The organism is Rhizobium sp. L9, assembly GCF_002531885.1.
Taxonomy (GTDB): Bacteria; Pseudomonadota; Alphaproteobacteria; order Rhizobiales; family Rhizobiaceae; genus Rhizobium.
The window spans coordinates 136,656-151,860 of the sequence record NZ_NWSZ01000003.1 but is presented as its reverse complement, the minus strand read 5'-3'; the positions used below and the strand labels follow the sequence as shown (position 1 = coordinate 151,860).

Genomic DNA, 15,205 nt, shown 5'->3' with positions numbered 1-15,205 from the left:
TCCCCGGCCATTCACCGAATTTTGAAAATCGCTATGACATCGCTCGGCCACCTCTGTAATCTCCTTTGAAAACAGAGGGAACATCCGTGCGCATCCTGCTCACAGAAGATAATATCGCGTTGGCCGACGGCCTGTCGGCGATTTTGCGCGGCACGGGCCATGCCGTCGACGTCGTCCATGACGGCGCATCGGCAAATGCGGTTATCGCCGCGGAAAATTTCGATCTTGTCATTCTCGACCTCAACCTGCCCGAGATGGACGGGCTCGACGTGCTGCGCGCCATGCGCGCCCGGCAGAACCAGGCAGCCGTCCTGATCCTGACGGCGCGGGGCACGCCGGAAGAACGGGTGAAGGGTCTCGATCTCGGCGCCGACGATTATCTGATCAAACCGTTCGATATTACCGAATTCGAGGCCCGCGTACGCGTGCTGCTGCGCCGCCAAGCCGGGCTGCGTTCGGCGACCGTCGGTTTCGGCGGCATTTCCTTCGACCTCAATTCCCGCACCTTTTCATCAGGCGATACCCCGCTTGATATTCCCGCCCGCGAACTCGGCTTGCTCGAAATCCTCTTCATGCGGGCCGGCAAGGTCGTGGCCAAGGAGGCGATCATCCAGTCGCTGACGGCCTTCGACGACGATATTTCCGCAAACGCGATCGAGCAATATGTCAGCCGGCTGAGAAAACGCCTCTCGCCGCACGGCCTTACGGTCAAGACCGCCCGCGGCATCGGATACTATCTCGACAAGCTGCCCGGGGCCTCATGAAAGCCGCCTACTCCCTCAGGCGCCGGCTGCTATTCTGGCTGCTGATCTCGACCGCCGTCATCGGCACGCTGGCGCTCGCCGATACCTATCGCGAAGCGGTCCAGACGTCGAATATCGTCTCGGACCGCGTGCTCGCCGGCTCTGCTCTGGCAATTGCCGAACGCGTCGTCGTCGCCGAAGACGGGACATTGCAGGTCGACATTCCCTATGTCGCTCTTGAAATGCTGACCTCGGCGGCGCAGGACCGGGTCTTCTACCGTGTTGACGGCCCTCCGGGTCAATTCATCACCGGCTATCAATCCCTGCCGGTCCTGAAGAAAACGCCCGGCAATGCAGCGGCCTTTGCCGACGACAGCTTCCGCGGCGAACCGATCCGCATCGCCACTCTCGAGCGCTCGGCCTCGACGGGCATCCGCTCCGTGCCCTTCGTCGTGACGGTCGCCGAAACCACCATCGCCCGTCGGCAATTGACGCAGGCGATTCTCGTACGTTCAGCGCTGCGTCTCGCCTTCATGATCCTGGGCGCGGCGGTGATCGTCTGGATATCGGTCACGGTGGCGCTCCGCCCGCTCTACAAGCTCGGCGACGCTATCGGCGAACGCAGCCCTGACGATCTGCATCCGATCGAACAAACCGTGCCGAGCGAGGTCGAGCCGCTGGTCGATACGGTGAACTCTTTCATGGTCCGCCTGCAGTCGGCCCTCGATGCGCTGCGCAATTTCACCGGCAACGCCAGCCATCAGTTGCGCACGCCCTTAGCGATCATCCGCACCCAGCTCGCCCTTTCCGCCCGCGCCGGCACGCTTGATGAAGCCCAGGCGGCGGCGCTGAAGGGAGACCAGGCCGTGGCGCATGCCGAGCGCATCCTTGCTCAGCTTCTCCTGATGGCGAAGATCGATGCCGCCACGGCCAAGGAGGCGCTGACCGCCTCCGCCATCGACCTTGCGGCAATCGCTCAGGAAATCACCGGCGAGCAGATCCCGGCGGCCGCCGTCGCCGGTATCGATCTCGGCTTCGAGGGCGAAAGCCCGGCCATGATCCGCGCCGAGCCGCTGCTGATCGGCGAGATGCTGCGCAATCTCGCCGGCAACGCCATCGCCTATGCCGGCAAGGGGGCTGAGGTCACCGTCCGCATCATCGCAGCCGCCGACACGGTTCGCCTCGAAGTCGAGGACAATGGTCCCGGTATTCCCAGCGAGAAGCTGGAGGCGGTTCGCAGGCGCTTTTCGCGCGGCAATGATTCCGGCGCGCCCGGCGCCGGCCTCGGCCTGCCGATCGTCGAAGAAATCGCCAATCTTTTCAACGCCGCCCTGACGCTGGAACCGGGCGCGGGCGGCAAGGGTCTGAAGGTGGCGGTCACCTTCGCCAAAGCGGCGTAAAAGCCGCCGGGTCCTCGACGTTCGGCCCTTGCTTTCTTTCGCTGCATTGCACACACTGACTTCGGGAACAGCAAGCCGCACAATGATGCGCGCCGGATAAAAAGAGAAATATGTCGATCAAAGCCAGCATCTATCATCTGACGCATTATACCTACGACAAACCGGTCCGCCTCGGCCCACAGATCATCCGATTGAAACCGGCCTCGCATTCGAAGACGCGGGTGCTCAGCCACTCGTTGAAGGTCACGCCCTCCAACCACTTCGTCAACCTCCAGCAGGACCCCTACGGCAATTACCTCGCCCGCTACGTCTTCCCCGATCCCGTGACCGAGTTCAAGATCGAGGTCGACCTGGTCGCCGACATGACGGTCTACAATCCCTTCGATTTCTTCGTAGAGGAGGAGGCGACCAAGTGGCCGTTCGACTATCCTGAAACCATCCGTGAGGATCTGTCGATCTACATGACGCCGGAGCCGGCCGGCCCGCGTCTCAAGGCGCTGCTGCCGACGCTCGATTGGTCGCCGGGCCAGCCGACGATCGATATGGTCGTCGGTTTGAACGCCCGCCTGCAGCGGCAGATCGGCTATGTCATCCGCATGGAAGCCGGTGTGCAGACGCCGGAAGAGACGCTGGAAAACGCCAAAGGCTCCTGCCGCGACACCAGCTGGCTGCTCGTCCAGATCCTGCGCCATCTCGGCCTTGCCGCGCGCTTCGTCTCCGGCTACCTCATTCAGCTGACGCCTGACCTGAAGGCGCTCGACGGCCCCTCCGGCACCGAAGTCGATTTTACCGACCTGCATGCCTGGGCCGAGGTCTATCTGCCGGGTGCCGGCTGGGTCGGCCTCGATCCGACCTCCGGCCTCCTGACCGGCGAAAGCCATATCCCGCTTGCAGCAACGCCGCATTACCGCAACGCCGCGCCGATCTCGGGCGGTTATTTCGGCGAGGCCGAAACCGAATTCGCCTTCGATATGAAGGTCTCGCGCGTTGCCGAGCATCCGCGCATCACCAAGCCCTTCTCCGATGACAGCTGGAACGAACTCAACGAACTCGGCGAGAAAGTTGATCGTATCCTCGAAACCGAGGATGTGCGCCTCACCATGGGCGGCGAGCCGACCTTCGTTTCGATCGACGATTTTCAATCCGCCGAATGGAACACCGAGGCCGTCGGCCCGACCAAGCGCGAAAAGGCGGACGCGCTCATCCGCCGGCTTCGCACCCGCTTCGCCCCGAACGGCTTTCTGCATTACGGCCAGGGCAAATGGTATCCGGGCGAAAGCCTGCCGCGCTGGACCTTCTCGCTCTACTGGCGCAAAGATGGCTTGCCGATCTGGTCCGATGACAATCTCGTCGCCAGCGAGGGCCGCAATTATGAGGTCACGGAGGATGATGCCGGCCGGCTGCTCACGGCGATTGCCGGCGAGCTGGATGTGTCCCCGGAATATGTCGCGCCGGCCTTCGAGGATCCCGCCGAATGGCTCACCAAGGAAGCGAACCTGCCGGAGAATGTCGATCCGGCGAATTCCAAGCTCAAGGACGCCGAGGAGCGCAGCCGTATCGCCCGTGTCTTCGATCGCGGACTGACCCGCCCGACCGGTTATGTCCTGCCTGTTCAGGCCTGGAACGCGCGCGCCAGCGGCCGCACCTGGACGAGCGAGAAATGGTCGACGCGGCGCGGCCGCATCTTCCTCGTGCCGGGCGACAGCCCGGTCGGCTATCGTCTGCCGCTCAATTCGCTCACCTATATCCCGCCCTCGCAATATCCCTATATCAACCCGCTCGATCCGTTTGTGCAGCGCCCGGAACTGCCGGATTTCGCCGAGGATAGCGGGCGTCCGCTACAGGCCGCGCACTTCCAGCCCTTCACCGGCCAGCAACCGGCGGCACCTCAATCGTTGAACGAGATCGGCGGCCACGTCCGCACCGCGATTTCCGTCGAGCCGCGCGACGGCCGCCTCTGCGTCTTCATGCCGCCCACAGAAACGCTCGAAGATTATCTCGATCTCATCGCCTCGACCGAAAGAGCGGCCGCCACTCTCGGTCTCGCCGTTCACATCGAAGGCTATCCGCCGCCGCAAGACGAGCGCATCAACGTCATCCGCGTCGCCCCGGATCCCGGCGTCATCGAGGTCAACATTCATCCGTCCTCGACATGGAAAGAGACGGTCGACATCACCACTGCCATCTACGAGGAGGCCCGCCAGAGCCGTCTCGGCGCCGACAAGTTCATGATCGACGGCCGCCATACCGGCACCGGCGGCGGCAACCATGTCGTCGTCGGCGGAAGCAATCCGAACAACAGCCCCTTTCTGCGCCGCCCGGATTTGCTGAAGAGCCTCGTGCTGCACTGGCAACGCCATCCCTCGCTTTCCTACCTCTTCTCCGGGCTGTTCATCGGCCCGACCAGCCAAGCGCCGCGCATCGATGAAGCCCGCCACGACAGCCTCTACGAGCTGGAAATCGCACTGGCGCAGATCCCGGCGCCCGGCCGCGGCCAGCAGCCATTGCCCTGGCTCGTCGACCGCCTGTTCCGCAACCTCTTGATCGACGTGACCGGCAATACCCATCGCGCCGAAATCTGCATCGACAAGCTCTTCTCCCCCGATGGCCCGACGGGCCGCCTCGGCCTGGTGGAGTTCCGCGGTTTCGAAATGCCGCCGAATGCCCGCATGTCGCTGGCCCAGCAGCTGCTGGTGCGTGCGCTGATCGCCCGCTTCTGGATGAAACCGGCCGACGGCAAGTTCGTGCGCTGGGGAACCTCGCTGCACGACCGCTTCATGCTGCCGCATTATGTCTGGGCCGACTTCCTCGATGTGCTGGCGGACTTGCGTCAAAACGGCTTCGATCTCAGCCCTGAATGGTTCAAGGCCCAACTCGAATTCCGCTTCCCCTTCTGCGGCGAGGTCGACTATGAAGGATCGAAGCTGGAACTGCGTCAGGCGCTGGAACCCTGGCACGTCATGGGTGAGCAAGGCGCGATCGGCGGCACGGTTCGCTATGTCGATTCGTCCGTCGAACGCCTGCAGGTACGCTTGGAAACCAGCAATACCGCGCGCTACACCGTCACCTGCAACGGCCGCATCCTGCCGCTGACGCCGACCGGCACGTCGGGCGTATCGGTCGCCGGCGTCCGCTACAAGGCATGGCAGCCGGCTTCGGGCTTGCATCCGGTGCTGCCGATCAACACACCTTTGACTTTTGACATTTATGATACATGGTCGAAGCGTTCGATTGGCGGCTGCATCTATCATGTTGCCCATCCGGGCGGCCGGACCTATGACACCTTCCCGGTCAACGGCAACGAGGCGGAAGCAAGGCGGCTGGCCCGCTTCGAGCCGTGGGGGCATACTGCGGGCGGTTTCATCCCGCGCGCCGAGACGGGTTCGCCGGAATTCCCGCTGACGCTGGATCTGAGGCGGCCTGCCGGCATTTGAGACCCGGGGGCAGAGGCCGAGGGTGAGGTTGGGTTTGATGGGTAAGAGACCGGCAGTGGAGCGCAGGCAAGAGGCGGAGAGCAGCATCGGCAAGGATGCGGCCTTCGGCTATGCGCCGCTTCCCGGTACCGCCGACGAGATGGTCGACAATAAAGGCGCGGTCCGCCCCGTCTGGCAGCGCTTCCTCTCGCATCTCGGCGCAATGCCGGAAAAGGATCTCGCGGAGCGTTTCGCCCGCGCCGACCGCTACCTCAGAGACGCCGGCGTCTTCTACCGTGCCTATGGCAGCAAGGGAGCCGGCGAACGCGCCTGGCCGATCTCGCATATCCCGGTGCTGATCGACGAGCGCGAATGGCAGGCGCTGTCGGCAGGCCTCGTCCAGCGCGCCGACCTCCTGGAGGCGATCATTGCCGATATCTACGGCGAGAACCGGCTGGTCGAGGAAGGATTCCTGCCGCCGGCGCTGATCGCCGCCAATCCCGAATTTCAGCGCCCGCTGGCCGGCATCCGGCCGGCATCCGGCCACTATCTGCACTTCTGCGCCTTCGAAATCGGCCGCGGGCCTGACGGCAATTGGTGGGTGCTGGCAGACCGCACCCAGGCTCCCTCCGGCGCCGGCTTCGCGCTTGAAAACCGCGTCGCGACGACCCGCGCCTTCTCCGACATCTACGCCGAAACGCCCGTCCACCGCCTCGCCTCGTTCTTCGGCGCCTTCCGCGATGCGCTGCAGGACATGAAACATTCAGGCGACGACCGCATCGCCGTCCTGACGCCAGGTCCTGCCAACGAGACCTATTACGAACACGCCTACATCGCCCGCTATCTCGGCTTCATGCTGCTCGAGGGCGAGGATCTCGCCGTCGTCAAGGGCCGCGTCATGGTCCGCACCGTCGCCGGCCTGAAGCCGATCGGTGTGCTCTGGCGCCGCCTCGATTCGGCCTTTGCCGACCCGCTGGAGCTGAACCAGAATTCGCATATCGGCACGCCCGGTCTCGTGGAAGCGCTGCGTGCCGAAAGCGTCACCATCGTCAACGCGCTCGGCACCGGCATTCTCGAAACCCGGGCGCTTCTCGCCTTCATGCCGACCATCTGCCGGCATCTGCTGGGGCAGGATCTGAAACTGCCGTCGATTGCCACCTGGTGGTGCGGCCAGAAGGAAGAGCGCGAGCAGGTCGCCAAGAATATCGAGAAAATGGTGATCGGCCCGGCCTATTCCCGTGCGCCTTTCTTCGACGACAACGGCGAATCCGTGCTCGGCTCGTCGCTGCGGGCAACGGCCAAAGATTCCATCGCCAACTGGCTGAATTCGGACGGTCAGAAACTGGTCGGTCAGGAAGTCGTCACGTTGTCGACGACGCCCGCCTGGGTGAATGGCAAACTCATGCCGCGGCCGATGTCGCTGCGCGTCTTCGCTGCCCGCACGGCAAACGGCTGGCAGATCATGCCCGGCGGTTTTGCCCGCATCGGCTCCGGCGCCGACGTCTCGGCGATCGCCATGCAGTCCGGCGGAGCAGCCGCCGACGTCTGGATCGTCAGCGACAAGCCGGTCGAGCGCCACACCCTGCTGCCGGCCGAGGGCAGCTTCACCCGCAACATGCCTGGCAGCCTGCCGAGCCGGGCGGCCGACAATCTGTTCTGGCTCGGCCGATATATCGAACGCGCCGAAGGGGCGTTGCGGATCCTGCGCGCCTGGCATGCGCGTTATGCCGAAGCCGCCGATCCGAGCCAGCCGCTGCTCGCCGACGTCTCCGCCTATCTCGCGGCCGTCGATATCGATACCGCCGAGCCCGTGCCCGAGAGGCTCCTGCGCAACATCGACAGCGCCGTCTATTCCGCCAGCAACATCCGCGACCGCTTCTCGCCCGATGGTTGGCTCGCCCTCAACGATCTCGCCAAAACCGCCCGCCGCTTTCACGCCACCGTCACTGCCGGCGATGACGCCAGCCATGCGATGACGATCCTCCTGCGCAAGCTCGCGGGCTTTGCCGGCCTCGTGCACGAGAACATGTACCGCTTCATGGGCTGGCGTTTCCTCTCCCTCGGCCGCTATATCGAGCGCGGCCTGCACATGACGCGCCTGCTCGGCCACATGTCCGGCCCGGAAGCGCCCGACGGCGCGCTCGACATGCTGCTCGAGATCGGCGACAGCGTCATGACTCACCGTCGCCGCTACAACGTCAATACAGCAAGGCTAACCGTCACCGACCTGTTGGCGCTCGACCCCCTCAATCCGCGCTCGGTCCTCTTCCAGGTGAACGAAATCCATCATGAGGTCGAGCAATTGCCGAACGCCTTGATCAATGGGCAGATGTCGCCCTTCTACCGCGAGGCGATGCGGCTTCATTCCGGTCTGGCGGTAATGACGCCGGAGGGCATGGGGATAGAGGTCTACCAGCGGCTCGAACGCGAGTTGGAGCAGCTTTCTGATCTGCTCGCCCAGACCTATCTCGGGTGATGGCAGTGCTTTACGATCTCTCGCTCCGCATGAGTTACAGCTACGACGTGCCGGCCTCCGGCGCTCGCCATATCATGCGATTGATGCCGCTGTCGCTGAACAACCGGCAACGCCTGGTCGCCGGCTCGATCACCATCTCGCCGACGCCGGACGAGCAGTCTCATTTCGTCGATTTCTTTCAGCATCCCGCCACCTCCTTCATGCTGCGGACGCCGCATGAGACGCTCGACATTCGCATGCAGGCCCGTGTGCAGGTCGAAAGCCAGCCGATCGCCGCCGATTTCTCGCCGCTGCTTGCCGACTTGCCCGAGGAAATATCCGGCGTCTGGTCACTTGCGCCGGATTCGCCGCATCACTTTCTTGGCGACAGCCCGCGCCTGACGCAGACGCGCGAGATTGGCGATTACGCACGAAGCTGCGTCACGCCCCAGCTGACAGCCATGCAGATCGCCCATGCGCTCTGCGCCCGCATCAATAAGGATTTCACCTACGATTCCGACGCAACCGCGGTGGACACGACCCCCCTCGAAGCGTTCAGGCTGAAGCGCGGCGTCTGCCAGGATTTCACCCATGTCATGATCCTGGCGCTTAGAAGCCTCGGCATTCCGGCCGGCTACGTCTCCGGCTTCCTGCGCACCATTCCGCCCCCCGGCAAGGAAAGGCTGGAAGGGGCGGACGCGATGCATGCCTGGGTGCGGGTCTGGTGCGGCGAGACGATCGGCTGGATCGAACTCGACCCGACCAACAACATCCCCGCCGGCATGGACCATATTGTCGTCGCCTATGGCCGGGACTATTCCGACGTCGTCCCCGTCATCGGTGTGTTGAAAAGCTATGGCGGCCAACGCTCCGTTCAGGCGGTCGACGTCATTCCGCTGAAATGATCCCAAAATTGGAAAAATTAGCCGATACGTTAAAATTCTATTGACGCGGTAAGGACTGCGTAAAGAAGCAGCGTGCGTAAATCACCTCACAGGGTTTTCAGTTGGGTGAACATGATGAGCACCTCCATTTTGCATCCCTGCCTGCGTCGCATGTTCAGCGATCGAGGCGGTAATTTCGGTATCATGACGGCGATCTTGGCGCCGGTTCTTCTCGGCGCAGCCGGCATGGCGATCCAGGTCGGTGATATGCTGCTCTCGAAACAGAAATTGCAGGAAGCAGCCGATTCGGCGGCGCTGGCAACTGCGACAGCCCTGGGGAACGGCACGATCCAGACCTCTGAGGCCGAAGCCTTCGCCCGCAATTTCGTCGCGGGGCAGATGGCGAATTATCTGCAGAGCGGTACCGACATCAAGAGCACGACGAGCGTCAATGTCCAAACAACGACATCGGGCAAATCGACATCCTACCAAGTAACCGTTTCGCCGAGTTACGACCTCACGGTCAACCCGCTCATGCAGGCAGTCGGCTTCAGCACGCAGCATCTCTCCACCACCGGCACGACGGTCGGTGGTCATTCAGAGACCCAAGGCTCGATTTCCATGTTCCTCGCGCTCGATAAATCGGGGTCGATGGGAGATCCGACCACCACGGTGATGACGGAATCCTTCACCTACAAGTGCAATCCTCATCTGAACAATGGCGGCAAGACAGTCTACGACACCTGCACCGGCACGCGTACGCGTTATTACACAAAGATAGAAGCGCTGAAGCTCGCCGCCGGCAATCTCTTCGGTCAACTTAATAGCGCGGATCCCAATGCCGAATATGTACGCACAGGCGCGGTATCGTACGATATCGTTGAATACCCCGCCAGCAGTCTCGCCTGGGGGACCGCCGCTGCCTCAAACTACGTCAACGCGCTTCAGTCAGGAGGCGGCACGAACTCCAGCGGCGCAATGAACACGGCCTATTTGTCTCTGACAGCTAAGAACGCTGCCGGGAATGACGTTGAAAACGCCGCCCATCAGCAGAAAACCGGGCAAGTGCCCAAGAAGTACATCGTCTTCATGACGGACGGCGACAACAACAATGACAGCAGCGGGGGCCGTTCCTACGATACCGCGACGAAGAAGACATGCGACGACGCGAAATCGAAAGGCATTGAAATCTATACGATTGCCTTTATGGCACCCGCAGGCGGGCAGGCGCTGCTGCATTATTGCGCCTCCGACGACTCCCATTATTTCCAGGCTGAAAAAATGGAAGACCTCCTTGCCGCCTTTCAGGCGATCGGTGCGAAGGCCTCGGCTCAGCTGACACGTCTGACGAACTGAGCTACGGCCACGACACAGGGCAAGGAAATGCCGCGCCGGAACAAACCAGCGCGGCTTTTCGCCGTTGCTGACCGCGATCAGCTCGGGAAAGACGATTGAAATCAATCCTCCCCGGCAATGTGAATATGAAGGTTTCGCAAATTTTTCGTTTGTCCAAATCCTTTGTTGCAAGTGCTTCCTAACGATGCATAAACTGTCGCAAGCGCAGGCGACAAATCGATTAAATCAGGCATAACCGCCTGAAACCAAATTAAAATTGGCGAGATCTGACCATGAATACCGTTTCCAAGCCGGTTATCCCCTCTCCCGCTCCCCGCAGCTCAAGGCCGGAAATTCTCGCTGAGGAAATCATCGAACGTCTGACCTATCGCATCGGCAAGGATGCCAAGGTGGCAAAGCCGCATGACTGGCTGACGGCGACGATCCTGGTGGTGCGCGACCGTATCATCGACAAATGGATGGCCTCCACACGCGAGGTCTATGCGACCGGCGCCAAGCGCGTCTATTATCTTTCGCTCGAATTCCTGATCGGCCGGCTGATGCGCGATGCCGTGTCCAATCTCGGCCTGATGGAAGAGGTTCGCGATGCGCTGGCCTCGCTCGGCGTCGACGTCAATGTCATTGCCGGCCTGGAGCCGGATGCAGCGCTCGGCAATGGCGGCCTCGGCCGCCTCGCCGCCTGTTTCATGGAGAGCATGGCGACGGTCAATGTTCCGGCTTATGGCTACGGCATTCGTTACGTCCACGGCCTATTCCGGCAGCAGATGGCCGACGGCTGGCAGGTGGAACTGCCCGAGAACTGGCTCGCCCACGGCAATCCCTGGGAATTCGAGCGCCGCGAGAGCTCCTATGAAATCGGTTTCGGGGGCTCTGTCGAATTCATCACCACCCATGATGACCAGCCGCGCTACGTCTGGAAGCCGGCCGAGCGCGTCATCGCCGCCGCCTTCGACACTCCGGTCGTCGGCTGGCGGGGAAAACGAGTCAACACGCTACGCCTCTGGTCGGCGCAGCCGATCGATCCGATCCTGCTCGATGCCTTCAACGCCGGTGACCACATCGGCGCGCTGCGCGAAAGCAACAAGGCCGAAAGCCTCACCCGCGTCCTCTACCCCGCCGACGCCACCCCTGCCGGCCAGGAACTGCGCCTGCGCCAGGAGTTCTTCTTCTCGTCTGCATCGCTGCAAGACATTCTGCGCCGCCACCTGCAGCAATATGACGATTTCACCTCGCTGCCTGACAAGGTGGCCATTCAGCTGAACGACACCCATCCAGCCGTCTCGGTCGCCGAACTGGTGCGCCTGCTCTGCGACGTGCACGGTATGGATTTCGACCAGGCTTGGGATATTACCCACCGCACCTTTTCCTACACCAACCACACGCTACTGCCCGAAGCCTTGGAAAGCTGGCCCGTTCCGCTCTTCGAGCGCCTGCTGCCGCGCCACATGCAGATCGTCTACGCGATCAATGCCAAGATCCTGCTTGATGCCCGCAAGGGCAAGAACTTCTCCGACAGCGAAATCCGCTCGATTTCGCTGATCGAGGAAAGCGGCGACCGCCGCGTGCGCATGGGCAATCTCGCCTTCATCGGCTCGCACTCGATCAACGGCGTCTCGGCCCTGCACACCGACCTGATGAAGGTCACGGTGTTCGCCGACCTGCACAAGCTCTACCCCCAGCGCATCAACAACAAGACCAACGGTATAACGCCGCGTCGCTGGCTGCAGCAGTGCAATCCCAGCCTCACCGGTCTGATCCGCGAGGCGATCGGCGATGAGTTCCTCGATGACGCCGAAAAGCTGCGCCCGCTCGAGGCGCATGCTTCCGACCCGAGCTTCCAGCAGAAGTTTGCCGCAGTGAAGCGGGCCAACAAGGTGGCCCTTTCCAATCTCGTCGCCAGCCGCATGGGCGTGAAGCTCGATCCGTCGGCGATGTTCGACATCCAGATCAAGCGCATCCATGAATACAAACGCCAGCTTCTGAACATCATCGAAGCCGTCGCGCTTTACGACCAGATCCGCTCGCATCCGGAACTGGACTGGGTGCCGCGCGTAAAACTCTTCGCCGGCAAAGCGGCGCCGAGCTATTACAACGCCAAGCTCATCATCAAACTGATCAACGACGTCGCCCGCACCATCAACAACGACCCGTCGGTGCGCGGCCTGCTGAAGGTCGTCTTCGTGCCCAACTACAATGTCTCGCTCGCCGAGGTCATGGTTCCCGCCGCCGACCTTTCCGAGCAGATTTCGACCGCCGGTATGGAAGCCTCCGGCACCGGCAATATGAAGTTCGGCCTCAACGGCGCGCTGACGATTGGCACGCTCGACGGCGCTAATGTCGAGATGCGTGACAATGTCGGCGAGGATAACATCGTCATCTTCGGCCTTAGGGCCGACGAGGTCGCCAAGGTCCGCAGTGATGGCCACAATCCCCGCGCCATTATCGAAGGCTCCCGCGAACTCTCCCAGGCGCTCTCAGCCATCGGTTCCGGCGTCTTCTCGCCCGATGACCGTAATCGCTACACGGCGCTGATCGACGGCATCTATTCGCATGACTGGTTCATGGTCGCCGCCGATTTCGACGCTTATGCCCAGGCCCAGCGCGACGTCGACCAGATCTGGACCAACCAGGCGGCCTGGTACACGAAGACGATCAACAATACCGCACGGATGGGCTGGTTCTCCTCCGACCGTACGATCAGGCAATATGCAGACGAAATCTGGAGAGCCGGATGAAAACGCCGAAAACCCTCCCTGAAGTAAAGCTTTCCTGGGAAATTTCGGCAGATGAAATCACGGCGATCCTTGCCGGCTCGCATTCCAATCCCTTTGCCATCCTAGGTGTGCACCAAGCCGGCGACGCTTTCGTTGCCCGGTGCTTCATCCCGGGTGCCGAGGAAGTGACAGCCATGACGCTCGATGGCGGCATCATCGGCGAATTGAATCAGCTCCACGCCGATGGGTTCTTCGCCGGGCCGGTTTCGCTCGCGAAGCTGCAGCCGGTGCGCTACCGCGCCCGGCGTGGTGACGCCGAATGGGCAGTCACCGACCCCTACAGCTTCGGGCCGGTGCTTGGGCCGATGGACGATTATTTCGCCCGTGAAGGTTCGCATCTGCGCCTGTTCGACAAGATGGGCGCGCATCTCATCAAGCATGACGGCGCGCAGGGCATTCACTTCGCGGTCTGGGCGCCGAACGCCCAGCGCGTTTCCGTGGTTGGCGATTTCAACGGTTGGGACGGCCGCCGCCATGTCATGCGCTTTCGCGCCGACAGCGGCATCTGGGAAATCTTCGCTCCCGATGTGCCGCTCGGCGTCGCCTACAAGTTCGAGATTCGCGGCCACGACGGCGTGTTGCTGCCGCTTAAGGCCGATCCCTTCGCCCGCCGCAGCGAGCTCAGACCCAAGACCGCCTCGATCGCCGCCGCCGAGCTGGAGCAGGTCTGGGAGGATGAGGCCCATCTGAAGCACTGGCGCGAAACCGACAAGCGCCGACAGCCGATCTCGATCTATGAGGTGCATGCCGGCTCCTGGCAGCGCCGGCAGGACGGCACCATGCTGTCCTGGGACGAACTTGCCTCCAGTCTCATCCCCTATTGTGTCGACATGGGTTTCACCCATATCGAATTTCTGCCGATCACCGAGCATCCCTACGATCCCTCCTGGGGCTACCAGACGACCGGCCTTTATGCGCCGACCGCCCGCTTCGGCGAGCCGGAAGGCTTCGCCCGCTTCGTCAACGGCTGCCACAAGGTGGGCATCGGTGTCATCCTCGACTGGGTACCGGCGCATTTCCCGACCGACGAACACGGCCTCGGCTGGTTCGACGGCACGGCGCTCTACGAGCACGAAGACCCGCGCAAGGGCTTCCATCCGGACTGGAACACGGCGATCTACAATTTCGGCCGCACCGAAGTGGTTTCCTATCTGGTCAACAATGCTCTCTACTGGGCCGAGAAATTCCATCTCGACGGCCTGCGCGTCGATGCCGTCGCCTCGATGCTCTACCTCGATTATTCCCGCAAGCACGGCGAATGGATTCCGAATGAATATGGCGGCAACGAGAACCTCGAAGCCGTCCGCTTCCTGCAGGACCTCAACATCCGCATCTACGGCCAGCACCCCAACGTCATGACCATCGCCGAAGAATCGACCTCCTGGCCGAAAGTCTCGCAACCCGTGCATGAAGGCGGGCTCGGCTTCGGTTTCAAATGGAACATGGGCTTCATGCATGACACGCTGAGCTATATGAAGCGCGACCCGGTGCACCGCAAACACCATCATAACGAGCTCACCTTCGGCCTCCTCTATGCCTATTCGGAAAATTTCGTCCTGCCGCTGTCGCACGACGAGGTCGTTCACGGAAAGGGCTCGCTGATCGCCAAGATGCCGGGCGATGACTGGCAGAAGTTCGCTAATCTGCGCGCCTACTACGCTTACATGTGGGGCTATCCCGGCAAGAAGCTGTTGTTCATGGGCCAGGAATTCGCCCAGTGGAGCGAATGGAGCGAGGATCGGTCGCTCGACTGGAACCTGCTGCAATATCGTATGCACGAGGGCATGCGGCGCCTGGTGCGCGACCTCAACTTCACCTATCGCAGCAAGCCCGCCCTGCATGAGCGTGACTGCGAGGGCGACGGCTTCGAATGGCTGATTGCCGACGACGGCGAGAATTCCGTCTTCGCCTGGCAGCGAAAGGCGCCGGGCCAGAAGCCGATCGTCGTCATCACCAACTTTACTCCCGTCTACCGCGAGAACTACTTGTTACGCCTGCCTTCCGCAGGCCGCTGGCGGGAGATTCTGAATACCGATGCCGACATCTATGGCGGTAGCGGGAAGGGCAATGGCGGGCGCGTGCAGGCCGTCGATGCCGGCGGCAATATCACCTGCTCGATCACGCTGCCGCCCTTGGCGACAATCATGCTTGAACCTGAAAATTAAGACTGGTGGGAGGAG

At 62.2% G+C, this 15,205-nt stretch carries 8 protein-coding genes; all 8 read left to right on the top strand.

From position 1 onward, the window contains the following. Positions 1-86: 86 nt before the first annotated feature. The 8 genes from CO660_RS02595 (at position 87) to glgB (ending at position 15,190) form a co-directional block, all read left to right on the top strand. The gene (locus CO660_RS02595) at positions 87-764 is read left to right on the top strand and encodes a response regulator transcription factor (RefSeq protein ID WP_085779464.1); all 678 of its coding nucleotides are present in this window, start codon (positions 87-89) and stop codon (positions 762-764) included. Then, complete coding sequence (locus CO660_RS02590; protein ID WP_097597239.1) at positions 761-2,143, top strand: sensor histidine kinase; 1,383 nt, start codon at positions 761-763, stop codon at positions 2,141-2,143. Before CO660_RS02595 ends, CO660_RS02590 begins: the two co-directional genes overlap by 4 nt. A 110-nt stretch (positions 2,144-2,253) precedes the next feature. Beyond that, positions 2,254-5,577, top strand: coding sequence for a transglutaminase family protein (locus tag CO660_RS02585; RefSeq protein WP_097597238.1), 3,324 nt, complete (start codon positions 2,254-2,256; stop codon positions 5,575-5,577). A 37-nt stretch (positions 5,578-5,614) separates the two neighbouring features. Next, a complete protein-coding gene (locus CO660_RS02580) occupies positions 5,615-8,032 on the top strand; it encodes a circularly permuted type 2 ATP-grasp protein (RefSeq protein ID WP_097597237.1) in 2,418 nt (805 codons plus the stop codon). Beyond that, on the top strand, positions 8,029-8,916 hold the full coding sequence (locus CO660_RS02575; protein ID WP_097597236.1) for a transglutaminase family protein: 888 nt from the start codon (positions 8,029-8,031) through the stop codon (positions 8,914-8,916). The genes CO660_RS02580 and CO660_RS02575 overlap by 4 nt, the downstream gene beginning before the upstream one ends. A 114-nt stretch (positions 8,917-9,030) precedes the next feature. Continuing rightward, positions 9,031-10,251, top strand: coding sequence for a TadE/TadG family type IV pilus assembly protein (locus CO660_RS02570; RefSeq protein WP_097597235.1), 1,221 nt, complete (start codon positions 9,031-9,033; stop codon positions 10,249-10,251). 272 nt (positions 10,252-10,523) lie between these two features. Further along, a complete protein-coding gene (locus CO660_RS02565; RefSeq protein WP_097597234.1) occupies positions 10,524-12,986 on the top strand; it encodes a glycogen/starch/alpha-glucan phosphorylase in 2,463 nt (820 codons plus the stop codon). Continuing rightward, positions 12,983-15,190 carry a 1,4-alpha-glucan branching protein GlgB gene (gene glgB / locus CO660_RS02560; RefSeq protein WP_097597233.1) on the top strand — a complete coding sequence of 736 codons (2,208 nt, stop codon included), beginning with the start codon at positions 12,983-12,985 and terminating at the stop codon, positions 15,188-15,190. The genes CO660_RS02565 and glgB overlap by 4 nt, the downstream gene beginning before the upstream one ends. Positions 15,191-15,205 lie beyond the last annotated feature (15 nt).

Bases quoted from the DNA above. Each gene is read 5' to 3' on its own strand.
- CO660_RS02570 (WP_097597235.1), top strand. From the start codon at position 9,031: ATGAGCACCTCCATTTTGCATCCCTGCCTGCGTCGCATGTTCAGCGAT.
- CO660_RS02565 (WP_097597234.1), top strand. From the start codon at position 10,524: ATGAATACCGTTTCCAAGCCGGTTATCCCCTCTCCCGCTCCCCGCAGC.
- CO660_RS02585 (WP_097597238.1), top strand. From the start codon at position 2,254: ATGTCGATCAAAGCCAGCATCTATCATCTGACGCATTATACCTACGAC.
- glgB (WP_097597233.1), top strand. From the start codon at position 12,983: ATGAAAACGCCGAAAACCCTCCCTGAAGTAAAGCTTTCCTGGGAAATT.
- CO660_RS02590 (WP_097597239.1), top strand. From the start codon at position 761: ATGAAAGCCGCCTACTCCCTCAGGCGCCGGCTGCTATTCTGGCTGCTG.
- CO660_RS02580 (WP_097597237.1), top strand. From the start codon at position 5,615: ATGGGTAAGAGACCGGCAGTGGAGCGCAGGCAAGAGGCGGAGAGCAGC.